The organism is Rahnella inusitata (assembly GCF_018288855.1).
In the GTDB taxonomy this organism is placed as follows: Bacteria; Pseudomonadota; Gammaproteobacteria; order Enterobacterales; family Enterobacteriaceae; genus Rahnella; species Rahnella inusitata.
Map to the genome: position 1 here is coordinate 3,581,389 of NZ_CP065024.1, position 25,742 is coordinate 3,607,130.

Annotated in this window: 23 protein-coding genes; 10 read left to right on the plus strand and 13 right to left on the minus strand. The window is 55.0% G+C overall.

Annotation, left to right across the window (positions count from 1 at the left end; genetic code table 11):
- The first annotated feature begins 2 nt into the window (after positions 1-2).
- Together xapA and tsgA are read left to right on the plus strand one after the other, a co-directional pair.
- Positions 3-836, plus strand: coding sequence for a xanthosine phosphorylase (xapA, locus tag I2123_RS16825; RefSeq protein ID WP_213051069.1), 834 nt, complete (start codon positions 3-5; stop codon positions 834-836).
- Positions 837-845: 9 nt separating this feature from the next.
- A complete protein-coding gene (gene tsgA, locus I2123_RS16830) occupies positions 846-2,042 on the plus strand; it encodes an MFS transporter TsgA (protein WP_213051070.1) in 1,197 nt (398 codons plus the stop codon).
- A 70-nt stretch (positions 2,043-2,112) separates the two neighbouring features.
- Here tsgA and I2123_RS16835 read toward each other — a convergent pair whose 3' ends face one another.
- Positions 2,113-2,346 carry a DeoR family transcriptional regulator gene (locus I2123_RS16835; protein ID WP_056769160.1) on the minus strand — a complete coding sequence of 78 codons (234 nt, stop codon included), beginning with the start codon at positions 2,344-2,346 and terminating at the stop codon, positions 2,113-2,115.
- A 247-nt stretch (positions 2,347-2,593) separates the two neighbouring features.
- Here I2123_RS16835 and moeA point away from each other — a divergent pair, with 247 nt between their 5' ends.
- Positions 2,594-3,835 carry a molybdopterin molybdotransferase MoeA gene (gene moeA, locus I2123_RS16840; RefSeq protein ID WP_213051071.1) on the plus strand — a complete coding sequence of 414 codons (1,242 nt, stop codon included), beginning with the start codon at positions 2,594-2,596 and terminating at the stop codon, positions 3,833-3,835.
- A gap of 2 nt (positions 3,836-3,837) precedes the next feature.
- A complete protein-coding gene (gene moeB / locus I2123_RS16845; RefSeq protein ID WP_213051072.1) occupies positions 3,838-4,599 on the plus strand; it encodes a molybdopterin-synthase adenylyltransferase MoeB in 762 nt (253 codons plus the stop codon).
- 66 nt (positions 4,600-4,665) lie between these two features.
- Here moeB and I2123_RS16850 read toward each other — a convergent pair whose 3' ends face one another.
- Together I2123_RS16850 and I2123_RS16855 are read right to left on the minus strand one after the other, a co-directional pair.
- A complete protein-coding gene (locus I2123_RS16850) occupies positions 4,666-6,261 on the minus strand; it encodes an ABC-F family ATPase (RefSeq protein ID WP_072158016.1) in 1,596 nt (531 codons plus the stop codon).
- A gap of 187 nt (positions 6,262-6,448) precedes the next feature.
- On the minus strand, positions 6,449-7,336 hold the full coding sequence (locus tag I2123_RS16855) for a nucleoside-specific channel-forming protein Tsx (protein ID WP_112166477.1): 888 nt from the start codon (positions 7,334-7,336) through the stop codon (positions 6,449-6,451).
- Between the two features lie 347 nt (positions 7,337-7,683).
- Between I2123_RS16855 and parS the strand changes: the two genes are divergently transcribed.
- Together parS and I2123_RS16865 are read left to right on the plus strand one after the other, a co-directional pair.
- The gene (gene parS / locus I2123_RS16860; protein WP_244207738.1) at positions 7,684-8,148 is read left to right on the plus strand and encodes a type II RES/Xre toxin-antitoxin system antitoxin; all 465 of its coding nucleotides are present in this window, start codon (positions 7,684-7,686) and stop codon (positions 8,146-8,148) included.
- Entirely contained in the window at positions 8,145-8,603 is a 459-nt protein-coding gene (locus tag I2123_RS16865) for an RES family NAD+ phosphorylase (protein ID WP_112166479.1), read from the plus strand. Before parS ends, I2123_RS16865 begins: the two co-directional genes overlap by 4 nt.
- A 17-nt stretch (positions 8,604-8,620) precedes the next feature.
- On the opposite strand, the gene I2123_RS16870 is transcribed toward I2123_RS16865, so the two are convergent.
- On the minus strand, positions 8,621-9,073 hold the full coding sequence (locus I2123_RS16870; protein ID WP_112166481.1) for a DMT family transporter: 453 nt from the start codon (positions 9,071-9,073) through the stop codon (positions 8,621-8,623).
- 3 nt (positions 9,074-9,076) lie between these two features.
- Positions 9,077-9,511 carry a DMT family transporter gene (locus I2123_RS16875; protein ID WP_120078214.1) on the minus strand — a complete coding sequence of 145 codons (435 nt, stop codon included), beginning with the start codon at positions 9,509-9,511 and terminating at the stop codon, positions 9,077-9,079.
- Positions 9,512-9,613: 102 nt separating this feature from the next.
- On the opposite strand from I2123_RS16875, the gene I2123_RS16880 reads away from it, so the two are divergent.
- The gene (locus I2123_RS16880) at positions 9,614-10,546 is read left to right on the plus strand and encodes a LysR family transcriptional regulator (RefSeq protein WP_213051073.1); all 933 of its coding nucleotides are present in this window, start codon (positions 9,614-9,616) and stop codon (positions 10,544-10,546) included.
- Between the two features lie 85 nt (positions 10,547-10,631).
- Here the strand turns inward: I2123_RS16880 and cirA are convergent, their stop codons facing one another.
- From cirA to yieE, 6 genes are all read right to left on the minus strand, one after another.
- On the minus strand, positions 10,632-12,605 hold the full coding sequence (cirA, locus tag I2123_RS16885; protein WP_112166483.1) for a catecholate siderophore receptor CirA: 1,974 nt from the start codon (positions 12,603-12,605) through the stop codon (positions 10,632-10,634).
- Positions 12,606-12,800: 195 nt separating this feature from the next.
- Positions 12,801-13,637, minus strand: coding sequence for an ABC transporter ATP-binding protein (locus I2123_RS16890; RefSeq protein WP_213051074.1), 837 nt, complete (start codon positions 13,635-13,637; stop codon positions 12,801-12,803).
- Positions 13,637-14,719: a FecCD family ABC transporter permease gene (locus I2123_RS16895; protein ID WP_112166487.1), complete on the minus strand. Its 1,083-nt coding sequence runs from the start codon at positions 14,717-14,719 to the stop codon at positions 13,637-13,639. The genes I2123_RS16890 and I2123_RS16895 overlap by 1 nt, the downstream gene beginning before the upstream one ends.
- A 45-nt stretch (positions 14,720-14,764) precedes the next feature.
- Positions 14,765-15,928, minus strand: a complete 1,164-nt coding sequence (locus I2123_RS16900) for an ABC transporter substrate-binding protein (protein ID WP_213051075.1) — start codon at positions 15,926-15,928, stop codon at positions 14,765-14,767.
- A 232-nt stretch (positions 15,929-16,160) separates the two neighbouring features.
- Positions 16,161-17,651 carry an amino acid permease gene (locus I2123_RS16905; RefSeq protein WP_112166491.1) on the minus strand — a complete coding sequence of 497 codons (1,491 nt, stop codon included), beginning with the start codon at positions 17,649-17,651 and terminating at the stop codon, positions 16,161-16,163.
- Between the two features lie 131 nt (positions 17,652-17,782).
- Positions 17,783-18,655, minus strand: a complete 873-nt coding sequence (yieE, locus tag I2123_RS16910; protein ID WP_112166493.1) for a DNA-binding transcriptional regulator YeiE — start codon at positions 18,653-18,655, stop codon at positions 17,783-17,785.
- Positions 18,656-18,858: 203 nt separating this feature from the next.
- On the opposite strand from yieE, the gene I2123_RS16915 reads away from it, so the two are divergent.
- Positions 18,859-19,959: a YeiH family protein gene (locus I2123_RS16915; RefSeq protein ID WP_213051076.1), complete on the plus strand. Its 1,101-nt coding sequence runs from the start codon at positions 18,859-18,861 to the stop codon at positions 19,957-19,959.
- Positions 19,960-20,048: 89 nt separating this feature from the next.
- Entirely contained in the window at positions 20,049-20,915 is an 867-nt protein-coding gene (gene nfo, locus I2123_RS16920) for a deoxyribonuclease IV (protein WP_112166498.1), read from the plus strand.
- Positions 20,916-21,055: 140 nt separating this feature from the next.
- Here nfo and ybiB read toward each other — a convergent pair whose 3' ends face one another.
- Entirely contained in the window at positions 21,056-22,018 is a 963-nt protein-coding gene (gene ybiB, locus I2123_RS16925) for a DNA-binding protein YbiB (RefSeq protein WP_112166499.1), read from the minus strand.
- Between the two features lie 28 nt (positions 22,019-22,046).
- On the minus strand, positions 22,047-24,221 hold the full coding sequence (dinG, locus tag I2123_RS16930; protein ID WP_213051077.1) for an ATP-dependent DNA helicase DinG: 2,175 nt from the start codon (positions 24,219-24,221) through the stop codon (positions 22,047-22,049).
- 323 nt (positions 24,222-24,544) lie between these two features.
- On the opposite strand from dinG, the gene ompC reads away from it, so the two are divergent.
- Positions 24,545-25,654: a porin OmpC gene (ompC, locus tag I2123_RS16935; protein WP_112166503.1), complete on the plus strand. Its 1,110-nt coding sequence runs from the start codon at positions 24,545-24,547 to the stop codon at positions 25,652-25,654.
- Positions 25,655-25,742 lie beyond the last annotated feature (88 nt).

The following is a 25,742-nucleotide window of genomic DNA, read 5'->3' on the forward strand; positions in this document are numbered from 1 at the left end:
TCATGCTCAATAACAACGCTTTTGACTGTGCAGCAATTATCCGCCAGCGCGCACCGGGCTTTATTCCTCGGGCCGCGCTGATTTTAGGTTCCGGCCTCGGTACGCTGTGTGACGACATGGCCGACGCCATCGCCATTCCTTACAGCGAGCTGCCGGGTTTCCCGCAAAGCAGCGTCGTTGGCCACGCCGGTGAGCTGGTGCTGGGCACGCTGGAAGGCATTCCGGTGATGTGTATGAAAGGCCGCGGCCACATGTACGAAGGCCACGGCATGTCCGTAATGACCAGCGCCGTGCGCACCTTTAAACTGCTTGGTTGTGAATTCCTGCTGGCGACCAACGCAGCCGGTTCGATGCGTAAAGAAGTGGCGCCGGGCCGCCTGGTTGCCCTGACCGACCACGTCAGCTTTATGCCGGAATCCCCGCTGGCGGGCCCGAACGATGACCGTTTCGGGCCGCGCTTCTTCAGCCTGGCCAACGCCTATGACAAAGACCTGCGCGCTAAACTCCACGCGGTAGCCAGCAAACTGGACATCGACGTTGCGGAAGGCGTATTCGCTGCCTACACCGGCCCGAACTTCGAAACACCGGCTGAAATCCGCATGATGCAGACTTTAGGTTGCGACGTGGTCGGGATGTCCATCGTGCCGGAAGTGATTTCTGCCCGCCATTGTGGCCTGAAAGTGCTGGCGGTTTCTGCGATGACTAACTTCGCCGAGGGCCTTTCCGATACTCCGCTTTCCCATGAACAAACCCTGAGCTGCGCCAAACTGGCCGTGGGCGATTTCACCCGACTGATCCGTGCGTTCTTCGCCGACCTGTCAGCGGCTGCAAAATAAGGAACCGTGATGGAACAGACATTCAACCGCCAGCGGATCAATATGATCTCCTGGCTCAGTTACTTCTTTACAGGCGCGCTGGTTTCCACGCTCGGGATTGTCATCGGCCCTGTGTCACAGGCGTTTGGTAAAGATCCGGGCTTTATCGGTCAGATGTTCACACTGATGAATATTGGTCTGTTCCTGCCGATCATGGTCAGCGGCGTACTGATGCGAAAATTCAATCTGGGCAAACAGCTTATTACCGGCTCGGCGGTTTCCGTGCTGACCTGTATCACGCTGTTTCTGGTGCCGACCATCACCATGTTCGGCATCGGCGTTTTCCTGATTGGTGCAGCCTCTGGGATCATGATGTCCATCGGCAGCTATCTGGTGGTGCGCATAAATGAAGATCCGAAAAAACGCTCGGCGAACTTAATCCTCACCGATTTCTTCTTTGCGCTGGCAGGCGTGGTGTTATCCCTGTTGCTCGGCTATCTGTTCCAGCACGGCGCGAGCTGGCTGGCGATGTACGGTGTGATGGCGGTGCTGAGTCTGATGATGATTGTGTTGTGCGTCGGGCAGAAATTCCCGTCGATACCGCAATCGGAAAACGCCACTTCGATGAAGAAAGATGAGCAGCAGCGCTGGGGTATGTCCGTCTGGGTGCTGTGCTTCGCGCTGTTTGCCTTCCTGCTGGCTGAGCCAATTTTCACCATGTGGCTGCCAAGCTGGATGAAAGAACATTTCGGCATGGCCGCTGACAGTGCCGCGTTTTACATCACCACCTACTGGACGGTGAAATCCATCGGCCTGTTTGTAAATCAGTTTACGGTACGCTTCGTAAAACTGCGGACTTACCTGCTGATCTCCACGTTTGTCGGGCTGGCCTGTCTGGCGACTGCCGCCAACAGCGGGAATACGACACTTATCCTGATTTGCGCTGGCCTGTTCGGCTTCTGCAACTCTGGCCTGTTCTCCGGCATCATGAGCTACGGCAGCCTGCAGGTGAAAAACTCGCCGCCTACGCTCACCTCCGCGCTGCTGACCATCGGCACGATCGGTACGCTGATTTTCTCTACCCTGTCGTCGCTGGTGTACAGCCAGTACGGTTTGTTCTGGGCGCTGAATACTGCGACTATTTCCTACGTCTTCCTGCTGGTGGCGCTGATTTTCGCCTCCGTCAACAGTAAAGCCGAAGCGCTTGAGCAACAACCGGCGCACTAAGCACGGACATTGGCGCATAAAAAAGGGAAGACTCCACGGAGCCTTCCCTTTTCTTATTCTTACTGCCCGGTTACATCTGAGGGCAGCGCTGCAAACTGTTGAGCCAGGATGTCTGAGGCTGAGCAACCAGACGGCGGGCGCGTCCGTGGCGACGCAGGATCAAACCTTTATCCTGCATTTCACTGAGATCGCGGCGAATGGTTTCGAGACTCACATCCAGCGATTGTGCCAGTTCGCTAACCTGTAACACTTCATGCTGTTCAACCAGCTGAAGGATGGCCTGATGGCGATTTTTTTTAAGCACCGGTTATTCCTGTTTGTATGACAGTTGTGTGACGGATGTCACAAATAACGGTAAACATGATACCTGCGTTACATTGTTAATTTTGGGATCGATCTCAATTTTTCGACAATCCCCGCGAAGTTTTTACGCCTACAGCGATTTTTGGTTCGTCCCGTTTCTCTGTCATACTGTGCGCATGCTCTATTTTTCCGCCCGGCCTCCGGTGAAATCACCCGCGCCGCCGGGACGTAATCACTAAGGAATTTTCATGGAATTCAATACAGCCGGTTTAATCTCACTTCAGGAAGCGCTGGATAAAATGCGCGGCCACGTTCCGCCAAAAACCGCTCAGGATGCCGAATCCGTGGCGCTCGATACCGCCGCTGGACGCGTTACCGCCGCACCGGTGCTTTCGCCGGTATTCGTTCCGCCTTTTGATAATTCTGCGATGGACGGTTACGCCGTGCGTTGTGCCGATCTGCACGACGGCGCGGTACTGCCGGTTTCAGGCAAGGCCTTTGCCGGTGTGCCTTTCCACGGCGAATGGCCTGCCGGGACCTGCATCCGCATCATGACCGGCGCACCGGTGCCAGAAGGCGCGGACGCGGTTGTCATGCAGGAACAGGCGGAAGTCTCGGACGCAGGCGTGCGTTTCACGCATGCGGTCACGTCAGGCCAGAACATCCGCCTGACCGGTGACGACATCAAACAAGGCGACAGCGTATTGCCGCAGGGCGTGCGTCTGGGCGCGGCAGAGCTGCCGCTGCTGGCTTCGCTGGGTGTGACCGAGGTTCAGGTGTGGAAAACGTTGAAAGTCGCCGTGTTCTCAACTGGCGACGAACTGCAACCGGTAGGAACGCCGTTGCAGGAAGGTCAGATTTACGACACCAACCGTTTTGCAGTGCGCCTGATGCTGGAACAGCTGGGCTGCACAGTGCTTGATCTGGGCATCATTCGCGACGATCCGCAGGCGCTGCGCAAAGCCTTTGAAGAAGCCAACGCGTTTGCCGATCTGGTGATTTCCAGCGGCGGCGTCTCCGTCGGCGAAGCCGATTACACCAAACAAATGCTCGATGAGCTGGGCGAGATCGGATTCTGGAAACTGGCAATGAAACCGGGCAAACCGTTCGCCTTTGGTAAGCTGAAAAACAGCTGGTTCTGCGGCCTGCCGGGCAATCCGGTCTCTGCGGCGCTGACGTTCTATCAGCTGGTGCAGCCGTTTATCGCCCAACTGGCTGGCCACACCGCGTGGCAGTTCCCGCCGCGTTTGCAGGCTGTCGCTGTCACGCCACTGAAAAAATCGGCGGGACGTCTCGATTTCCAGCGCGGCATTTACAGCACCAACGCACAAGGCCAGCTGGAAGTTCGCACCACTGGGCATCAGGGTTCGCATGTCTTCAGCTCCTTCAGTCAGGCCAATTGCTTTATCGTGCTTGAGCGTGATCGCGATAATGTCGCCGCCGGTGAAATCGTCGAAATCGAACCCTTCAACGCCCTGCTGCGGAGCTAAATATGACGACGCTGCCGGAACTGACGGACGCCGAAACCCTGCGTTACAACCGCCAGATCGTCCTGAAAGGGTTTGATTTTGATGGCCAGGAACAGCTGAAAGCCAGCCATGCGCTGATTGTCGGGCTGGGCGGATTAGGCTGCGCGGCGGCGCAATATCTGGCCGCCGCCGGTACCGGCACGCTGACGCTGCTGGATTTCGACACCGTCTCGCTTTCCAATCTGCAACGCCAGACGCTGCACACTGATGCGCGGATCGGCATGTCGAAAGTGGAATCTGCTGCGATAGCGCTGGCGGCAATCAATCCGCATATCCGGCTGAATCAGGTGAACGCGCAGGCGGATGACGCATTGCTCAGCGACCTGATCGCCGCCTGTGATGTGGTGGTCGATTGTACCGACAACGTCACGACGCGAAATCAGCTAAACAGTGAATGTTTTGCGCAAAAAAAACCGCTGGTTTCCGGCGCGGCTATCCGCATGGAGGGGCAGCTCAGCGTCTTCACCTACCAGCCGCAGGAGCCCTGCTATCGCTGCCTCAGCCGGTTGTTCGGGGAAAATGCGCTGACCTGTGTCGAGGCTGGCGTCATGGCACCTTTGGTTGGCACCATCGGCAGCTTGCAGGCGATGGAAACCATCAAGCTGCTGACAAAATTCGGAGACACTCCTCGCGGAAAACTGCTGATGTTCGATGGCATGACGATGCAATTTCGCGAGATGAAACTGATGAAAGATCCGCATTGCGAGGTGTGCGGTAGTCATTAATCCGCTGATTTTAGGTATAAAAAAAGTCCGCTAATTTCGCGGACTTTTTATTGGCATCAGCACTGATTAACTATTAATGCCCTGACTACGTAAATAATCTTCGTAGTTGCCGGAGAAGTCGATAACGCGGGTCGGCGTCATTTCCAGGATACGGGTCGCCAGTGAGCTCACGAATTCACGGTCGTGGGAAACGAAGATCAGCGTGCCTTCGTACATTTCCAGTGCCATGTTCAGTGACTCGATGGATTCCATATCAAGGTGGTTAGTTGGTTCATCCATAATCAGGATGTTTGGACGCTGCATCATCAGTTTCCCGAATAACATACGACCTTTCTCACCACCGGAAAGCACTTTCACTTTCTTCTTGATATCGTCCTGACCGAACAGCAGACGACCCAGAACACCGCGTACGGCCTGTTCATCATCTTTCTCGGATTTCCACTGGCTCATCCAGTCGAATACGTTCATGGAGTCATCGAATTCATATTCGTGATCCTGCGCGTAATAACCGATTTTAGAGTTTTCGGACCATTTCACTGAACCGGTTTCCGGCTCATGCTCACCGACCAGCGTTTTCAGCAGGGTCGATTTACCGATACCGTTCGCGCCCAGAATCGCGACTTTCTCGCCAACTTCCAGCATCAGGCCAAGGTTTTTAAACAGCGGACCGTTATCGAAACCTTTGGTGATTTTTTCCACTTCCAGTGCATTACGGAACAATTTCTTGTCCTGCTCGAAACGCATGTAAGGGTTCTGACGGCTTGACGCTTTGATTTCGTCGAGCTGAATTTTATCAATCTGACGGGCACGTGACGTCGCCTGTTTAGATTTGGAGGCGTTGGCGCTGAAGCGGCTAACGAAGGATTGCAGTTCAGCAATCTGCGCTTTCTTCTTGGCGTTGTTGGCGCTCAGAAGTTCACGGGCCTGCGTTGCCGCGGTCATGTATTCATCGTAGTTACCTGGATACACGCGCAGTTCGCCGTAGTCCAGATCCGCCATGTGCGTACAAACCATGTTCAGGAAGTGACGGTCATGCGAAATGATGATCATGGTGCTGTTACGTTCGTTCAGCACCTGCTCCAGCCAGCGAATGGTATCGATGTCCAGGTTGTTCGTTGGTTCGTCGAGCAGCAGAATTTCCGGGTCAGAGAACAACGCCTGCGCCAGCAATACACGCAGTTTAAAGCCCGGCGCGATTTCGCTCATCAGGCCGTAATGTTGTTCTACCGGAATGCCGACGCCGAGCAGCAGCTCGCCCGCGCGGGATTCAGCGCTGTAGCCGTCCATCTCACCGTATTCGACTTCCAGATCGGCCACTTTATAGCCGTCGGCTTCGCTCATTTCCGCCATCGCGTAAATGCGGTCGCGCTCTTCTTTCACGGCCCACAGTTCGTTGTGGCCCATGATCACGGTGTCCAGCACGGTGAACTCTTCGAAGGCGAACTGATCCTGACGTAATTTACCCAGACGCTCGTTCGGGTCGAGTACGACGTTACCCGCTGAAGGCACTAAGTCGCCACCGAGGATCTTCATGAAAGTGGATTTGCCACAACCGTTCGCGCCAATCAGGCCATAACGGTTACCGCCGCCAAATTTCACGTTAATGTTTTCAAATAACGGCTTGCTGCCGAATTGCATGGTGATGTTGTAAGTACTTAGCACAACGCTCGCTCTTAATTGGGAAATGTGATTTGGCGCGCATTATGCCACAACGGCGCGACGGGATCGCCTCTCGTTGTGTACAAATTTCACTCGATAGTAAAAAAATTCGTCATGCGCGGGAAAATGTCAGAAATATAAACATAAAAAAACCCGGCCTCAGCCGGGTTTTCCAATACAACTTCGGATATCAGAAGCTGTAACCGATCACGCCGTAGTAACCCCAGCCGGTAGATTTCACATCGAAATTACCGTTACCAAAGTTCAGCTCAGCGCCGTCAGCCCACTGGCCGCCGTTGTGGAAGTAACGCGCCACGAACGAGTAATGCCAGTGTGTGTAATTCAGCGAGAGGATATGGCTGGAGGCGATAGAGTTGTTAGAACGGGCTTTTTTGCCGTTCAGGTCACGGAAATCGTCGTCGCCCAGTGAAGAGCCCCAGTCAAAGTTGGTGAACCCGATGTAGCTCAGGTTGCCGCCCCACATTTCAGTCAACGGAACGAAATATTTCACTTTGAAACGGTATCCGTCCCAGCTGTTTTCGTTGGCCGCGCTGTAGTTTTCCCACTGGTATTTCGCATACACGTTCAGAGACAGGCTCATCGGCAAACCGGTGTCGATATCGGTGCCCAGACCCATGTACCAGGTGTTCTGACGGTTATCGCTGTCCGGGCCCATATCGTAGATATAGTTGTTGGCGAAGTACCATTCTTTGAACGGACCAAAGCTCAGATCAGTGCCGGTCAGCTTATCAATAGAGAAGCGAGGTTCGATCTCCATAAACAACGGTGAACCGTTTTTATCCCAGATACCGGTATCGTTGCCGTTACCCGCACCGAAGGTTTTAGGGATATCGATGTAGCCGTAGAAATCAAACCAGTCTTTGTGCGCAAACGCTTCATATTCGAGATAAACGTCGTTACGAATTGTCGGTCCGAAACGGGTATCGGCGCTACCTACAACGTTTACACTCTGGTGCCACCAGTCGGAAACAAATTCGCCCTTGCTATCATCAGCGAGCACGGTCGCGCTGTAGGACAAAGCCATCAAAGCGCCTGCTGCAATAATTTTATTTTTCATATTTTTACCAGAAGCGGGGGAGGAACAACGCCTTGCCACTTTCAGACGTTGCATATATCAAACCCTAAAACTGTGATCCGCAACCGATTGCTGCATATAGTTCAAAGAACATGCAATTACCAGCGACTTCCTACAAGAGTTAACTTTTCTTAGCTAATAAATAGATTTGGTCAAGGTTTGTCAATTTGTGTTTCATTCTGATACATCCTCAATGTGACACCGATCACATATATGTTTCAGAACGATTTCATTCACCCGACAGAGAGTGAAAAAAACACCTGTGCGATTATTCATCAATCGTTATTTGTCATGCTATAATCATGACAATTAACGATGCGGAGGCACACATGATGAACACGAAATTTTCCGGGCTGTCTTCCAGCCCTTTGCAACAACCTGCAACGCCGCTTTGGCAGTCTGCGGGGCTTCCCGCAAGCAGCGGCATCAGTTTGATAAATGCCATACAAAAGGGATTTCCGGTTGATAGTATCAGTCGTCTTAACGATGAGCTGGGATGGCCGAAGATGGTATTACTGGAAGTCATGGGCATTAACGAGCGCAATTTTGCGCGGCGAAAAGCAGGGAACGGGTTACTGAAAAGCGATGAGAGTGAACGCGTCGCGCGTCTGGTTCGCACCATTGATGCAGCCACAGATTTATTTGAAGGCGACCGTATGGCGGCGCTGGAATGGATAACCCGCCCTGCTCCGGCGCTGGCAGGTTCACGTCCGCTGGAACTGCTTTCGTCAGAAGCGGGAGCCGTGGAGGTCAACCGGCTGATCGGACGTCTTGAATACGGGGTATTTAGTTGAAGCTGTTCCGTATCACCAAGACAAAACATCTGGGCACCGCGTGGTCGGGCACCGGCGCTCAGATTTATGGTGGCCGATGGAATCCGCCCGGCAGACCGGTGGTTTATCTGGCCGGTAGCCAGTCACTGGCGATTCTGGAAATGCTGGTGCACATCCACTCCAGTATGCTGATGCAATCCTACACGCTGCTCAGCATCGAAGTGCCGGACGATTTGCTCGATACGCTGGAGGTCTCAGAACTGGCGGCAGACTGGCGCAGCCCTTCTCCACCAGACAGTACGCAGCGTCAGGGAGAGGTCTGGCTGGTGGAGGGTGACTATGTCGGGCTGAAAGTGCCGTCTGTTATCGTGCCATCGGAGTACAACGTTTTGCTCAATCCGCAGCATCCGGCGTTTGGGGATTTACTGGCCTCGGTAGAACGCGAGCCGATGATATTTGACCCGCGTCTGCAATAAACGCGGGTCATGAAGGATTACTCTGTTTTCCTGTTGCTGCGGTAGATAAGCGCCAGCGCAATGATAAGACAAGGGATCGCCGCCAGACGATGCCACGATAGCGGGATCTGCGGATTATCCAGCCAGCCGAAATTATCGATGAGCATCCCCATCGCCAGCTGTCCCAGAATCACGGCCACCGTCGCCACAGCCGTTCCTACACGCGGAACAGCGGTCACCATAATGATGATGTAAGGCACACCGAATAATGCCCCGGCCAGCTGCCATTTTGGCACGGTCAGCAAGGTCGCCTGTTGCGGCGTTTGCAGAAACAGGATCAGCACTGCGGTAATCGCCGCGCCCACGCTGAAGGTCAGGAAGGCGCTTTTCAGCACGCCCACTTTCTCGCCAAGCTGACCGTTCACCGCCGCCTGCATACTCAGCGCCGCGCCCGCGACGATCGCCAGAATAATCATAATCAGTTCAGACATCGGTTAACTCCAGGCAATCAAAACAAGGGCTGCAACGATAAACAGCAAAGCCAGTAAACGCTCGCCGCCGACTTTCTTATGAGGTGTGCCAAACCAGCCGTAATGGTCAATCAGCACGCTTTTCGCCACCTGCCCTGACAAAATTGCGATCATCGTCATACCGATGCCAATCACCGGCGTCGCCAGCGTCAGTACGACCACATACACCGGCCCGAGCACCCCGCCGAGCAGCTGCCAGCCGGGCTGTTGCGTAAACGACGGCGCATTACGCGGGCTGAAAAACAGCACAAGCAGACCGGTCAGCACCGCCCCGACGCCAAATATGCTCAGCGTGGCCCACAGGTGCCCCACTTCTGTCCCGAGCGGCCCGAGCAGACCAGCCTCCAGCGAAAGCCCCATGCCCGCCAGAATGACCAGCGGAATTAACATCAGATTCATTATTAGCTTGCTCACTCTATTCTAAGAAGCGGCGACTATAGCGTGGCACTTCTTTGCGAAAAACAGCACAATAAGGAAAATACCTTTGCGGATATTGCACAGATGAAGACCTTCAACCAGATCAACATCCAGTCCCTGCGCCTGTTTGTCGCAGTACTGGATCAGGGGAATTTCTCAGAAGTCGCGCGTCGCGAAGCGATGTCCCCTTCAACGGTATCCCGCGTCATTTCACAGCTGGAACAGGCACTGCAAACGCAACTGCTTTATCGCAATACGCGGGCTGTCAGCCCCACCGAATCGGGCAAATTGCTGGCCGATCATGCCCGTCAGGTGCTGGCACAGCTGGAACTGGCGGCGCTGGATTTGCAGGAGCAGGACAGCGAACCGGGCGGTCTGGTGCGTATCAATGCCCCCGTCGTTTTCGGCCAGCGGCACATTGCGCCCTGGCTGCATGAACTGAGTGCCCACTATCCGCGACTGAATATCGAACTGATGCAAACTGATGATTTTATTGATCCCTTGCAGGACAGCGTGGATTTGCTGATCCGCATCGGGGTCATGGCCGATTCCACGATGCAGGCACGCACGCTCGGGCAACAGAATTTCCGCCTCGCCGCCAGCCCGGCCTATCTGGCACGGGCGGGCACACCCGCCACACCTGCTGACCTTGCTTCGCACAGCTGTCTGGTCTTCAAAGGATTCGCCGGTTCGCAGCGCTGGTACTTCCGCGAATCAGATCAGGAATGGCGCTCTTACAGCTTGCGTGGCGTGCTTACCAGTAATAACGCAGAAACGCTGACGCAGGCGGCCATCGACGGCATGGGGCTGGTGGTATTTCCCACATGGCTTATTGGCGATGCCCTGCGGGAGGGAAGGCTGGTGAGTGTGATGAAATCGTATCAGGTGTCGACATCACCGGAGCCACAGACGATCGCGGCGTTGTATCCGAATGGCCGGAGAACATCGATTAAGGTGCGGGCAGTGATTGATTTTCTGGTGGAGAAATTTGGCGCACCGGCGTATTGGGAACATTGAAGGTGACAGCTCCCTCCCCTTCGCAGGAGAGGGAGCTGTCCTAGCACTGTTTTACTAAGCCGCCCTTACAGCGGCCTCCTGCAAATCAGAAACTATAATCGACAGCGGCGAAATATCTCCGTCCATCTTCGTTATAACTATAATCGTCCCGATTCAGATCTTTATCGCCGAGGTTCAACACCCCGGCCCGGATTTTCACGGCCTTATTCACCTGATACGACCCGCCGGTGTTCCAGACAGTGTAGCCACCCGGCGTCGGGTTGCCGTCGGTGACGGTGCGGCTTTTGCCTTTGTAGTTGGCAGAAAGGTAGAAGCTCCAGGCGTCCCACGGTTTCCAGTCGAGCGTGGCGTTGGTGGTGTGGAACGGCAGATCGGATAACGGTTTGTTGCCGCCGTTGCTCAGATCGCGGGCGTCGTTGTAGGTGTAGTTCAGCTTCAGGTTCCATGCCTCGGCGACCGGCAGGCTGACTTCCGTTTCCAGACCGCGAATTCGCGCTTTGTTCACGTTGTAATATTTGAAGATCGGATTGCCGCTGGCGTCGAAGCCGACGAAATTCTGGTAAGTCGGTGCCAGGTTTTTATTGGCGGTGCGAATAACGGTGATCATGTCATCAATGTCGTTCTGGAACACCGTCGCGCTGGCGTTAACGTCTTCCAGCAGTCCTTCTTCCCCGGCGTAGTAAAGGCCGAACTCGATGCTTTCGCTGGTTTCCGCTTTCAGATCTTTACTGCCGACTACGTTACAACCGCCGCGGCAGGATGCACTTTGCCAGTCAGGGCTAAGCTGTAACAGCGATGGCGCTTTGAAAGCCGATGCCCAGCCGCCTTTGAGCGTCACGGTGTCAGTGGCGTTGTAAACCAGATAGGCACGCGGGCTCCAGTTAACGCCGTAATTTTCGTGGTCATCCATACGCACGCCGCCGGTCAGCGCCAGACTTTCGAAAATCCGCCATTCATCTTCAAGGAACAGCGCGTACTGATTGGCCTGCGTGCTGCCACCGTTTTTCATGTTCACGCCGTCTTCCAGCTTATCGTTGCGGTATTCTCCGCCGAACGTCATCAGCTGATTGTATTCGCCCAACGGAATAACCACTTTGCCGTCAAGAGAGTTGTTTTTCGACGTGATCGTTTCGGCGTTTTTGTTCTCGATGTTTTCACCGTAGAAACGCAGTTCGGTATTGGCTAATCCCCAGCGCCCGTTATGCCCGAGCGAGTAGTTTTCGCGCTCAATACGGTTTTTATCCAGCGTATCGGAATCCCTGTCCTGACGGTCCATGCCGTAGCCAAAGGTGATGTCCTGATCTTTATCCGGCGTCAGTGAAAATTCGACGTTAGCGTTGCGCGAGGTGTAACCCTCGATGCGCGGCTGGCCGGTGCTGCCGCTTGCGGAACTGGCCTGATCTTTTTCACGTTTGCCCAGCGCGCCGTAGACCTTCACGCCTAACAGGTCGTCAATCAGCGGGCCACTGGCGAACACGTTGCCATTGCCCGTATCGCCGCGATCGCGATGTTCCTGCACGGTTGTATCGGCGCTCACCGTTCCGTGCCAGGCTTTGCCGACTTTACGGGTAATGATGTTGACGACGCCGCCCAGCGCGTCGGAGCCATACAGCGAGGACATCGGCCCGCGCACCACTTCAATGCGCTCGATGGATTCGGCGGGGATCCAGCTTAAATCAAAATCGTTATGACGGAAGACGGCGTTGCGGGAGTTCACGCGCTTACCATCCACCAGAATCAGAGTATAACCGCTGCCCAGACCACGGATACTGACGCCCTGTCGGTTGTCACTTTCGTTGGTGATCTGCACCCCCGGCACATCTTTGAGGACGTCTTTGAGATTTTGCACCGGCTTCTTTTGCAGATCTTCGCGGGTGATCACGCTGATACTCGCCGGCGCGTCTTTAAGGTTTTGTTCGACGGCGGAGGCAGTTACCACCATCTGATCTTCTTTTTCTTTTACTTCGGTTGTGTCTTCTGCCATCACAGGAAACGCGGCGGCAAACAGCTGTGCGACTAACCCGGCTTTGATCGCCGGTGTGAATTTAACCTTAACCATTTCTTCTCTCCATGAGATAAAACAACCCCGTCAGTGCGGGACGTTGCAATGCATTTCCGTCAATCCGGTAAAAAAAGTGCGAACGAAATCGCCCGGATGATCAGGATTTTGTTTTTAGTTTCAGGCTCACAATGTGAAAGGCGGACGCTGCTACTTTGGCTGCGTCCGTTTTTTAGTACTTCATCTGACTACGATTTAGATCGAAGGGTCGCCTACCAGTCCGTCGATGAGGATTTGCGGCGTTCCCTGCGAGCAGCGTTCAATACGTCCGCGCACGCCGTAAACGCGCGCCAGACTGTCGGCGGTGATCACCGCCTCGGGTTCGCCATCGGCGATCAGATGCCCGTCTTTGAGCATCAAAACACGATCACCGTGGCGCAGCGCGATGTTGATGTCATGCACCACCACCACGGTCACGATATTGCGTTTTTGTGTTTCCTGCCGCACCAGATCCATCACGTGGAATTGATAATTCAGATCCAGCGCGCTGAGCGGTTCGTCGAGCAGTAACAACGAGGGCTGGCGGATTAAAGACTGCGCCAGACCGACCAGCTGTTTCTGCCCGCCGGAGAGCTGGTCGAGGTAGCTCAGCGCCAGATGTTCGATGCCGAGCTGTCGCAGCAGCGTCATCACTTTATCGGTACCTTCCGCCGCTTTGCCTTTTCCACCAGACGCACGCTGGGCAACGATAATCGATTCCAGTACGTGAAGATGCACACCGGCAGGCAGAGTTTGCGGCAGATAGACCACCTGCTCGGCACGGCGGGCGAACGGCATCGGCATCAAATCGTGGCCATCGAGCATCAGTTGCCCTTCCGCCCGGTTTAGCCCCGCCAGCGAACGCAGGAGCGTCGATTTACCGCTGCCATTCGGTCCCAGCAGTACCGTGATTTTGCCACGCGGCAGCATCGGCACATTGAGGTCACGAATAACCCGGCGCTTCGGATAACCGGCGTTGAAATCGCGAATTTGCAGCCCTTGCGTGGCGGCATTCAGGAGTTCCTGAGAAGGGGTTTCCAGCATGGCAGACATCAGACGTTCCCCCGATGACGAAGAATAATGCTCAGGAAGAACGGCACGCCGACCAGCGAGGTGACAATACCGACCGGAATGATGACGCCGGGCACCAGATTTTTCGACGCAACAGAAGCCATCGACAGCACCAGCGCGCCGATCAGCGCACTGGCCGGCAGGTAGAAGCGGTGATCCTCACCAAACATCAGGCGAGCTATGTGCGGCGCGACCAGACCGATAAAGCCAATCGGCCCTACGAACGCCACCGCCAGTGCGGAAAGAATACTGATGCGCAACAGCGTGCCGAGGCGCAGACGGCGCACGTCAATACCAAAACTGACTGCGCGGTCTTCACCCAGACGCAGCGCCGTCAGCTTCCACGCGCTCATCATCGACCACGGCAGCAAAATGAGGAAAGCGAACATCATCACCCCGAGTTTCACCCATGATGCACGCGCCAGACTGCCCATCGTCCAGAAGACTAAACCCTGCAGGGTGTCTTCGGTGGCGATGAACTGCATCAGCGAAACCAGTGCGTTAAAGGTAAAGACCAGCGCGATACCGAACAACACCACGCCTGAGCTGGCGACGCGTGTCCAGCGGGTGATGCCATCGAGCATCAGCGCGGCGAGGAGTGCAAAGATAAAGGCGTTAGCGGAGATAAACCACTGATCGGGCACGCCCGGAATACCGATGCCAAGGACTATCGCCAGCGCGGCGCCAAAGGCGGCTGCGGACGACACGCCGAGCGTAAACGGGCTGGCCAGCGGGTTATTGAGGATGGTCTGCATTTCGGCACCGGCGAGGCCAAGAGACATTCCCACCGCAATCGCCATCAGCGCATACGGCAGGCGAATATCCCAGACGATTACCCGCGTGCCCGGATCGGCGGCGGCCGCATCAAACAAGGTTTTCCACAGCGTACTGAGTGACAACCCCGAAGGCCCCATCACGAAATCAATCACCAGTGAGACGACAATCGCCAGCACCAGGACAAGCATGATGAACAAACGGCGGCGTACGATATTCTGGTATTGCCCCATAACGCTGTTGTCGGCATTGGCTTTCGCCGTCAGCGCAGGTTCGGTGGTTGCACTCATGTTTTGCTTCAATCTCATCAACGTAAAAACTTACAGCAGGATAACTTACTTCCCGCTTTCCGGTTTAACTGCGTCCGTCCAGTAGGTGCCCGTCGGCTCCACGGCGAGGAACTGCTTATAGAGTTGGTTCTGGGTTTGCTGCGGATCGAGATCCGCAAACTTCTGCGGATAAAACGCTTTGGCAAAGACCTGAACCGCCAGCACGTTATACGGCGAGTTGTAATAATTGTGCCAGATGCCAAAACTGCGGCCTTCTTCCACCGCTTTCAGCGTGCTGATGCCTTTACGCTGCAACAGCGGTGTCAGACTGGCGCGGGCCTGCTCCGGCGTGGTCTGTGCGCCAAGCACCAGACCGGTCGGTGCCGAATCGCCCGCGTTGGCCGGTTTGCCGCCACCGCTGACCAGATAAACGTCCGGCTGCGCGGCGATCACTTTTTCAAGATTGACCAGTCCCAGCGGCCCCGGCAACAGCGGTTTGGCGATGTTCACACCGCCCGCCTGATCGATAAAATCACCCATGTTGCCCTTTCCGGCAGAACGGCAGCATTCATCAGCGGTAGACGCACGCAGTTCGATGAACACTTTTGGCTTATCCTGCTCGGGTATGTTTTGGGTCACATCGGTAACGCGTTTGATGTTGTCTTTATAAAACGCGATGTAATCCTGCGCCTGCTTTTCGCGGTTCAGGACTTTGCCCAGCAATTCCATGCTCGGCAGGGTATTTTTCAGCGGTGAGGTGCGGAAATCAACAAAGACGACCGGCACACCGGCTTTTTGCAACTGCGTGACCAGCGCGCTTTCTTTGCCCGGACCGTGCCCCGACAAACCAAAAATCGCCAGCTGCGGATTGAGCGTCAGCACTTTTTCAGGGCTGATGCTGTCGGCGCTGGTGTTACCAATCAGCGGGATTTTGTCGATCTGCGGGAATTTAACCTGATAGGTGGCATAGGTTTGCGGATCTAATTTGCGGAAATCGCCCTGCCAGCCAACAATGCGGTCGAACGGTTTCTGCCCTTCCAGCAGGGAAACAGCGAAGAACAAACGCCCTTCTCCCAGCACCACACGCTGAACATCATCCGGCACCGTGACGGTTCGCCCGGTGATATCGGTCACCGTGACGGCCTGCGCACCAAAACTCATGACGCCCATTGCCAGTGCAAAAATGCCTCCTGCAACGCGAGTGCTTACCAAATTCTGCTGATAATTCATCTTCTTCCGATTCCTTTACGTTTCCCTGAAGAGGCGCTAACAATAAAAGAAATGATAACGATTATCAATGCAGTTTACATAACCCATAAAGGGTACAGATGGATGGCGCGCAGTGAAACAAGACTGAGGTAACAAAGCATTACGCTGCCGGGCGAAGGAAAAGGAAGTATAGGCATAAAAAAAGCGGACCCGAAGCTCCGCCTTGATGACCGCGTGAAAAACGCAAATCCCGTTATTTGTCGTTACTTTTGGTTTCGACGTATTTTGGGAATTCCATTTCGCTGTATTTCACCACTTTCGTGCCTTTCGTCAGCTTGTAACCGAACCAGATGATCAGGAACAGCGGCAGGCCGATATAGGTCGCGGCGACGCCGTACCAGTCGATGGTGTCTTTCAGGAAGGCCTGATAGTTCTGGCCGAGTGTAATAATCAGACACAACACAAAGGCGAATACCGGACCGAACGGGAAGAAACCAGACAGATACGGCAGGTCTTTCAGATCACGTCCCTGAGACACGTAGCCGCGACGGAAACGATAATGGCTGATAGCAATCCCGAGCCAGGCGATAAAGCCGGTCATGCCTGACGTGTTAAGCAGCCACAGGTAGACGGTCTGATTCCCGAAGGTTGAGCTCAGGAAGCACAGCGCGGCAACGACGGTCGTCGCATAAAGCGCGTTACGCGGCACACCGCCTTTCGACAGTTTGGCGAACATACGCGGCGCTTTGCCTTCGCTGGCCAGCGTGAACAGCATACGGGTGGACGCGTACATGCCTGAGTTACCGGCGGACAGCACGGCGGTCAGGATCACGGCGTTCATCACCGCGGCGGCGGACAGCAGACCGGCGTTGCGGAAGACCAGCGTGAACGGGCTGACGGAGATATCGCCGACTTCGTTACGCAGCAAATTCGGGTCGGTGTAAGGAATGATCAGGCTGATGACCAGAATTGCCAGAATATAGAACAGCAGGATACGCCAGAACACCTGGCGCACCGCGCGGGGAATATTCTTGGCCGGATTCTCAGATTCGCCCGCCGCGACGCCGATAAGCTCAGTCCCCTGGAAGGAGAATCCGACGATCATCGCCACGCCTATCATCGAGGCAAACCCGCCTGCAAACGGCGCATCGCCGATAGCCCAGTTGTGCCAGCCCGCCGTTTCACCACCGCGCATAATACCGGTGATCATCAGCACGCCGACGGCGATAAAGATGATGACAGTGACCACTTTGATCAGTGAGAACCAGTATTCGGCTTCACCGAAACCGCGAACGGAAATGTAGTTCAGCAGGAAGATCAAACTGAGGAACAAGGCGCTCCAGATCCAGCCCGGCGTGTCCGGGAACCAGTAGTTCATCACCAGCTGCGAGGCCACGAGATCCACCGCAATGGTCACCGCCCAGTTATACCAGTAGTTCCAGCCCAGCGCGAAACCAAAGCCTTCTTCTACATAGCGGGAGCCATAGGTGGAGAAGGAACCGGAGACCGGCATGAATGCGGCCAGTTCGCCGAGGCTGGTCATCAGGAAGTACACCATGATGCCGATCAGTGCGTAAGACAGCAGCGCGCCGCCCGGTCCTGCTTGTGACACCGTCGCGCCCGAGGCGACGAATAACCCTGTACCAATTGAGCCGCCAATGGCGATCATCGTTAAGTGACGTGCCTTCAGCTCGCGACGCAGTGTGGGTGCCACCTGCGTAGTTTTTGTAGGTTGTTGAGCCATGTTTTCCCTATATCCGCTCGTCATTCTAAAATTTAAGCGCGGATTGTAGCAAAACCTGCCGCTCTGAATAGCAGGAACGACCTGTTATAAGACACCTTCATAACTGGCCGCCGATCATTAGCGAAAGACTGTTATTGCGATTCCCGACAGTAGGTTAAAAACCGCGATAACGCGCTGGAGATGTGTTTCTGGCGGTGATGGATCAGGTACAGTTTGCGCACCAGCGGCGGGACCGGCAGGCGGATTTCCACCAAGGATCCGCTGCTCAGCTGCTCGGCAATGACGCGCCGCGACAGGCAGCTGATGCCTATCCCGTGGCGCACTGCGTGTTTGATCGCTTCAGAATTCCCAAGCTCCATCACCAGATTGAAATCCGGCAGTTGCGGCAGCAATAGGTGATCCAACACTTCGCGCGTCCCGGATCCGCGCTCGCGTAAAATCCACGGTTCGCGAGCCAGCGCTTCGAGCGTTACCGGCTGACTGGCCAGCGGATTCTCCGGTGCGACAAATACCACCAGCTCATCATCCAGCCAGGGTTGAGTAATCAGCTCCGGCATCTGACACGGCCCTTCAATCAGACCCAGATCGACGCGGAAATCCGCGACGGCGTTAATCACGTCGTTAGTATTACCGACGTTGAGTTCGAGCGGCGTGTCGGGGAAATCCAGACGATATTCCGCCAGCATCGCCGGCAGCATGTAGTTACCGATGGTGCTGCTCGCGCCGATGCGCAGCGAGCCGTTATCGTGATTGAACAGACGCTCGATTTCACCCGCCTGCTCCAGCAGCGCCAGCGCTTTTGGATACAGCAGGCGACCATGTTCGTTGATCACCAGCCGCTTTCCGACGCGGTCAAACAGCTGTACGCCGAGCTGGCTTTCGATGTCGGCCAGCGACGCGCTGACGGCAGATTGTGATAATGAAAGCACAACCGATGCCTGCGTGGTCGAACCGCTTTTCAGCACCTCGGCGAAGACTTCAAGTTGTCGCAATGTAATGTGCATAAATGTCCCGCTATCTTCACACGCCTGACGACGCGCTTTCTATTATCAGTATAGACCTTTGGTCAGCCCGCCCTTTTCAACCTTCCTTCTTATACCAGTTTTAGTGATAGGTTATAAAGTTATAATCAATTTCATTTTTATATAAGGGCGGCGTAGCCTTGTCTCATCACTCCTGTTGTCTCTCACTCACAAGGAAACGGACGATGAAGACATTTCAGCTCAATCACCCTGGCGAGGCGAAACACGACCGCCCGCAAACAACGTGGCTCAGCCGCCTGCTGCCCGGCCTGGTGCTGACCGGCGCGATCACCGCCCTGGCGGTCTGGCTGAGCGATTTTCCCTCACTGAACCATCTGGGTCTGAGCGCGCTGACGCTGGCCATTGTCATCGGCATGGTGGTTGGTAACACGGTCTACCCGACGGCGAAACCCTGGTGTGACGAAGGCGTGACGCTGGCGAAACAACGCCTGCTGCGTCTGGGCATTATCCTTTACGGCCTGCGCCTTACTTTCGCGCAGATCGCCGATGTCGGTGCGACCGGTATCCTGATTGACGCCACCATGCTGTGCTCCACTTTCGCCCTCGCCTGCTGGCTAGGACAGCGGGTATTTAAGTTAGACCGCGACACGTCGATGTTAATCGGCGCGGGCAGCAGTATTTGTGGCGCTGCGGCGGTGATGGCTACCGAGCCGGTGCTCAATGCGAAAGCTGAGAAAGTGACGGTCGCCGTCGCGACGGTGGTCATTTTCGGCACCGCGGCCATCTTCCTCTATCCGTGGCTGTGGCAGCTAAACGCGCATTATCACTGGCTGAACTTCACGGCGTCACAGTTCGGGATTTACACCGGTTCGACGGTGCATGAGGTCGCGCAGGTGGTGGCCGCCGGTCAGGGTGTCAGCCCCGAGGCGGAAAACGCGGCGGTGATCGCCAAGATGATCCGCGTGATGATGCTGGCGCCGTTCCTGCTGCTGTTGTCCGGCTGGATCGCCCGTCGCAAAGGTGTACAGGAAGACGGTCAGGCATCCGGGATGCGCAACATCACCATCCCATGGTTTGCCCTGTTGTTTATTCTGGTGGCGGCGTTTAACTCGCTGGATATTCTGCCGCACAGCTGGATCCCGGCGCTTATCACGCTTGATACCGTTTTGCTGGCCATGGCAATGGCGGCGCTTGGCCTGACCACACACATCAGCGCGCTGCGTCAGGCAGGCCTGAAACCGATGCTGCTGGCCGCGATTCTGTTCGTCTGGCTGATTGCCGGCGGCGCGGGGATCAACCAACTGGTGCAACATCTTTTTGGCTGATGTTGCGGGTTTTACACTTCAGTGCTGCGCCTCCTTCGCGGAGGCGCTATCATCCACCTATTAACGCGATGAATAACTGAGGAGCAAAAATGAAGTTTGTCGGAGCACATGTCAGTGCGGCAGGCGGCGTGGATCAGGCCGTACTGAGGGCGCACGAGCTGGAAGCCACGGCTTTTGCGCTTTTCACCAAGAACCAGCGTCAGTGGAAAGCCGCACCGTTGCCGGAAGACGTCATCGAAAAATTCAAAGCCGCCTGTGAAAAATACGGTTACCAGAGCAACCAGATTTTGCCGCACGACAGCTATCTGATTAATCTCGGCCATCCGGTCACAGAAGCGCTGGAGAAATCCCGCGAGGCGTTCCTCGACGAACTGCAACGCTGCGAACAGCTTGGGCTCTCGTTGCTGAACTTCCATCCGGGCAGCCATCTGATGCAGATCGACGAAGATAAATGCCTCGAGCGTATTTCCGAATCGCTGAATATCGCACTGTCACAAACCAAAGGCGTCACGGCGGTCATCGAAAACACCGCCGGTCAGGGCAGCAACCTGGGCTTCCGCTTTGAGCATCTGGCAAAAATCATTGACGGCGTGGAAGACAAAAGCCGCGTCGGCGTTTGTATCGATACCTGTCACGCTTTCGCCGCCGGCTACGACCTGCGCACCGTCGAAGAGTGTGAAAACACGTTCCGTCATTTCAGCGACGTGGTCGGTTTCGAGTATCTGCGCGGGATGCATCTCAACGATGCGAAAAGCGAATTTAACAGCCGCGTCGACCGCCATCACAGTCTGGGCGAAGGCAACATTGGGAATACCGTGTTTGGCTGGATCATGAGGGATGCGAGATTTGATGGGATCCCAATGATTCTGGAGACGGTGAACCCGGAAATTTGGGCGGATGAAATCGCGTGGTTAAAGGCGCAGCAGACTGCTGAGGCGGATGACGCCGCGGCGTGATCGCAATAAAGAATGCACCTTCGCGCCTCCCCCTGCAAAGGGGGAGGTCGGGAGTTGGTATAGCTGGCAATACCTTTGTTAAAGCACGCTTCAACATATTCATTTGACCTTAATACCCCGCCCCAATCCCCGGTCTGGGATTAAAACAATTGATCAACCAGCAGCCGTGCTTCCATCATATCCCCTGAAACACCGCAACCGACCAGCACGCAGGCTGCCTGTGTCAGAATCGCCGTCGGGATATCCCGCTCGCCATTCAGACATGCCTGAATAAACGCAGCCGTCGCCGCGACATCTTTCGTTCCCGGCGTATCGGAGCCGAATATTTCTTCCTTTTCAGCCAGCACCTGCTGCTCGCCTGCAACAATCAGATGAGTCTGCGGGAACCGCTGTGGATTGGCATACACTTCCCCTTCGGTGCCCTGCGTCAGCAAGGCCCGGCCATCGATCTGGCGGAAGAAGGAAGAAACACGCTGAATATATTCCGGGTGCGAAACGCTCGATAATCGCAGGGAATCCTGCCCGATGAACGGGGTGATAAGTTTCGCCAGCGTGTGGCTGCTGTTTCGCACACCCATCTGCCAGCGCAGCGAAAGTTGTTTATCGATCGGCGGGCACAGCACAGAAACCGGGATAAATACCGGCGCGGTGCCTGCGTCGAGTTGCTGCTGTGCCTGTTCCTGGGTGTGTGCGGCTTCGATACCCAGCGCGCGGAAAATCTCGGCGCTGGTAATGCGGGTCGGATCTTCATCGACGCCGTGAACCACGACCGGCAGGCCGAGTCGGCTGAGTAAAATGGCCAGCAGCGGGGTGAGATTCGCCTGCTTGCGCGCACCGTTGTAGGTCGGGATCACCACCGGCAGCGGGCGATCCGCCGGTGCCTGAAGGCGCATGACGCGCTCTTCCATCGCCTGATAAAAACCGAGCATTTCCTCTTCCGCTTCGCCTTTAATACGAAACGCGATCAGCAAAGCCCCGAGCTGTAAATCCGGCACGTCACCAGCGAGGATCTCGCGATACAGCGCAAGCGACTGATCCCGGTCTAAATCACGGGCGTGATTTTTTCCGCGCCCGACTTCTTTGATGAGTTTGGTGTAATCCATCGTACCGTTACCTTATCTGTCCAAATCATTAGCGGCGGCGCGCACGGCGGCGAACCGGATCTTTCTTTACCGTTTTGAGCCTATCTGGCCGCTTAACTGACCCCGGCTCAGGCATTTCGCGGTGCTCAATGGGGAACACCGGCAACGCAGCCAGCAGGCGCGAACCGTAACTTTTGGTCAGTAAACGTTTATCGTAAATCACGATTTCACCGGTGCATTCGTGGCTGCGAATTAATCGGCCAACCTGTTGGATCAGATTAAACGATGCGCTCGGCAGGCTTTGCACTTCAAACGGATAGCGTTTCAGCGTTTTCAGCCATTCGCCTTCGGTCAGGATCACCGGACTGTCGACCGGAGGAAAGGCGATTTTATGGATATGCACCTGCGTCAGCAATTCGCCTTTCAGATCCAACCCTTCGGCGAAAGATTGCAGGCCAATCAGTATGCTGGTGGTGCCTTCGCCAACGCGTTTGCGGTGCTCTTCCACCAGCCGGTAGCGCGGCTGATCGCCCTGCACCAGCAGCATCAGGCGCAAATCCGGCAGCAGGGAGACAAACTGTTGCAGGGCGCGGTTACTGGCGAATAATACCAGCTGGCCGGTATGCAGCCCTTTCGCCAGCTCAGTGCGAAAGAAATCAGCCATCTCCTGCAAATGCGCCGCTTCGTTGGCCATCACTGGTTCAAGCGTCATCTGCGGGATGACAATTTTTCCCTGCACGACGTGATTGAATGGCGAATCCAGGCTGACAAATCGATCACCGGCTTTTTCACTCAGGCCGCTCATTTCCTGCAGGCGGGAGAAGCTGTTCAGAGAGCGCAAAGTGGCGGAGGTGATGACCACGTGCGGCACCTTGCGCCACAGCATTTTTTCCAGCTGATCGCTTACGCGGATGCCCGCACAGTGGAACACCAGATGCGTCTGGTTATCGAAATATGCCCGTGTGACCCATTTACCAATCGGCGCATTGGAGGCTTTATCCAGCGCCGCCAGCCGCCACAGTTTGCTCATGGTTTCGAGATAGCTTTGCATACGGCTCATGTGCAGGATCGCGCGGTGCAGACGCATAATATCGTGCTTACCGGTCTTCTCGCTGAGATCGTTCACCATGTATTCCGCCAGACTGCGCAGGCCGTCGGTGAGTTTGAACAGGCGGCTGCACTGTTCGGTCAGCTCCGGCGGCAGTGCGCCCAGCTCAAAGCGGTATTCCGCTTCCGGTTCATCCGCTGGCAGATACTGACTGACCGATTGCTCAATAAGCAGCAGCAGTTCGCGCATCTCTGCGCAGTGATTGTGCAGACGCTCGGCGTTGGTCAGCGGCGGCGGATTTTTTGGGGTGAACAGCGCCAGACATTGCTCAATCTGACGCACAAAATTATCCAGTTGCAGGTTGTTCCACACCGCTGTGATTTCGGCATCGACTTCCAGCGCGTCGCGCGCGACTTCCGGCAGGTGATGCCCTTCATCGAGCACCAGAAGCAGATCTTTCGCCGGTGGCAGCACCGATTCGGACTCCAGCGCGGCCATCACTAACGCGTGGTTGGTGACCACCACGTCAGCACTTTCTATCTCTTTGCGTGCCACGAAATACGGGCACTCACGGAAATAATGGCAGTTGCGGCTGAGGCAGTTGGCTTTGTCCGTGCTGATTTTAATCCACAGCGGATCGTCGATGGTTTTTTTGTAATGATCGCGCAGCCCGTCCCACTCGTAGCGCGAGAGCGCGGTTTCCAGCGTTTTGCACAGCTTCTGTTCTTCACCACTGGAAGGCGCCAGCTCGTCGCCGAGAAACAGGCCCAGATCGCCCTGCGCATTTTCATTGCTCATCGCCGCCAGATTACGCGGGCAGACATAGCGACCACGGCCAAACGCGCCGGTAAATTTCAGATCCGGAATGATTTTTTTCAGCAGCGGTAAATCTTTGCTGTAAATCTGATCCTGCAACGCAACGTTGGCGGTGCTGACAATCAGCGGCTTTTCTTCTTCGCGGCTGACGGCGATGCCGGGGATGAGATAGGACAGCGTTTTCCCGACGCCGGTCGGCGCCTCAATGGCCAGATGCCTTGCAGAATCCCCCGAGAACGCCTTCGCCACCTCTGCAATCATTTGTCGTTGCGGAGCACGGGGAATGAAATCCGGGATTTGTTCTTGCAGGGCTTTGTACCACTGGCTGATCTGATTTTTTACTGCGGGGGAAAGCGCCATGCATCTCTTTTTGTTGGGGGTCGTGACCGAAGTGTGGCGGCTATTGTCCCACAGACCGGCTGTAGACGCAGCCCGAAATCGCCCGGCAGCACTATTTTCCCCCTGTCACTTTCCGTTTAAAAAATGGAGGACTTGTAAAAAAAAGAAAAGTTCATTTCTGTTTGTCATAAATTGATCACAAATCTACGGTAAAAAACCTTCGCTGAGAAAATTCCGAGCTCACACGGAATGCATAGCAAAAATGATGATTAGCGTCTTTCCACAAGACTTCATATAAAGCTTTCCACCAAAAGCTTTTAAATAAGAATGCAGGGTAAAAATTCATGAAACGTAATATTCTGGCACTTTTAATTCCTGGTTTATTGATTGCATCAGGCGCACACGCAGCAGAAATTTATAATAAAGACGGCAATAAACTCGACCTGTACGGGAAAGTAAAAGGTCTGCATTATTTCTCTGATGCGCCGGGCAACGATGGCGACCAGAGTTATGTCCGTTTCGGTTTTAAAGGTCAGACGCAAATTAACGACCTGATCACCGGTTACGGCCAGTGGGAATATAACGTCATGGCCAACCATGCCGAATCCGACAGCAAATCCCCAAGCACTACCGGCACCAAAACCCGTCTGGGCTTTGCGGGTCTGAAATTCGGCCAGTACGGTTCCTTCGACTATGGCCGTAACTACGGCGCACTGTACGACGTCGAAGCATGGACCGATATGTTCCCTGAATTCGGCGGCGACGGTTACACCAAGGCTGACCGCTTCATGACCGGCCGTACCAACGGCGTGGCCACTTACCGTAACCGTGGCTTCTTCGGCATGGTTGATGGCCTGAACGTAGCGCTTCAGTATCAGGGTAAAAACGAAAACGACGGTCGCAGCAGCAGCACGGCGAACGGCGACGGTTATGCACTTTCCACCACCTACGCACTGGGCGATACCGGCGTGAGCTTCGGTGGCGCATACGCTTCTTCTGACCGCACTACCGGCCAGAGCAACTCAGCCTATGGCAAAGGCGATAAAGCCGACGCATGGACTGGCGGTATGAAATACGATGCAAACGGTGTTTATTTAGCCGCTATGTATGCTGAAACCCGTAATATGATTGCTATTACCGTTCCGGCTGGTATTGCAGGCGCACCGGCAGGCAGCGGTTTTGCTAATAAAACCCAGACCGTTGAAGCAGTAGCACAATATCAGTTCGACTTCGGCCTGCGCCCTTCTCTGGGTTATGTTCAGACTAAAGGGAAAGATATTGAAGGCATCGGCGACGTTGACCTGGTTAAATATTTCGACGTGGGCGCAACCTATTATTTCAACAAAAATATGTCAGCCTATGTTGATTATAAAATCAACCAACTGGATGACGATAATAAACTGGGTCTGAATAACGACGACGTCACCGCTGTTGGCCTGGTTTATCAGTTCTGATTTAAGTCAAATTACACCTCATTATTATTCGATGTTTTATTCTCTGTCTTGATTTTTTTGGCCGGACTCACCCTCCGGCCTTTTTTGT

Coding starts and splice junctions, on each gene's coding strand:
- tsgA (WP_213051070.1), top strand. CDS start 846: ATGGAACAGACATTCAACCGCCAGCGGATCAATATGATCTCCTGGCTC.
- xapA (WP_213051069.1), top strand. CDS start 3: ATGCTCAATAACAACGCTTTTGACTGTGCAGCAATTATCCGCCAGCGC.
- I2123_RS16905 (WP_112166491.1), bottom strand. CDS start 17,651: ATGGCTCAACAACCTACAAAAACTACGCAGGTGGCACCCACACTGCGT.
- I2123_RS16895 (WP_112166487.1), bottom strand. CDS start 14,719: ATGAGTGCAACCACCGAACCTGCGCTGACGGCGAAAGCCAATGCCGAC.
- moeA (WP_213051071.1), top strand. CDS start 2,594: ATGGAATTCAATACAGCCGGTTTAATCTCACTTCAGGAAGCGCTGGAT.
- I2123_RS16880 (WP_213051073.1), top strand. CDS start 9,614: ATGAAGACCTTCAACCAGATCAACATCCAGTCCCTGCGCCTGTTTGTC.
- I2123_RS16900 (WP_213051075.1), bottom strand. CDS start 15,928: ATGAATTATCAGCAGAATTTGGTAAGCACTCGCGTTGCAGGAGGCATT.
- I2123_RS16890 (WP_213051074.1), bottom strand. CDS start 13,637: ATGTCTGCCATGCTGGAAACCCCTTCTCAGGAACTCCTGAATGCCGCC.
- moeB (WP_213051072.1), top strand. CDS start 3,838: ATGACGACGCTGCCGGAACTGACGGACGCCGAAACCCTGCGTTACAAC.
- ompC (WP_112166503.1), top strand. CDS start 24,545: ATGAAACGTAATATTCTGGCACTTTTAATTCCTGGTTTATTGATTGCA.
- ybiB (WP_112166499.1), bottom strand. CDS start 22,018: ATGGATTACACCAAACTCATCAAAGAAGTCGGGCGCGGAAAAAATCAC.
- nfo (WP_112166498.1), top strand. CDS start 20,049: ATGAAGTTTGTCGGAGCACATGTCAGTGCGGCAGGCGGCGTGGATCAG.
- yieE (WP_112166493.1), bottom strand. CDS start 18,655: ATGCACATTACATTGCGACAACTTGAAGTCTTCGCCGAGGTGCTGAAA.
- cirA (WP_112166483.1), bottom strand. CDS start 12,605: ATGGTTAAGGTTAAATTCACACCGGCGATCAAAGCCGGGTTAGTCGCA.
- dinG (WP_213051077.1), bottom strand. CDS start 24,221: ATGGCGCTTTCCCCCGCAGTAAAAAATCAGATCAGCCAGTGGTACAAA.
- I2123_RS16875 (WP_120078214.1), bottom strand. CDS start 9,511: ATGAATCTGATGTTAATTCCGCTGGTCATTCTGGCGGGCATGGGGCTT.
- I2123_RS16915 (WP_213051076.1), top strand. CDS start 18,859: ATGAAGACATTTCAGCTCAATCACCCTGGCGAGGCGAAACACGACCGC.
- I2123_RS16870 (WP_112166481.1), bottom strand. CDS start 9,073: ATGTCTGAACTGATTATGATTATTCTGGCGATCGTCGCGGGCGCGGCG.
- parS (WP_244207738.1), top strand. CDS start 7,684: ATGATGAACACGAAATTTTCCGGGCTGTCTTCCAGCCCTTTGCAACAA.
- I2123_RS16855 (WP_112166477.1), bottom strand. CDS start 7,336: ATGAAAAATAAAATTATTGCAGCAGGCGCTTTGATGGCTTTGTCCTAC.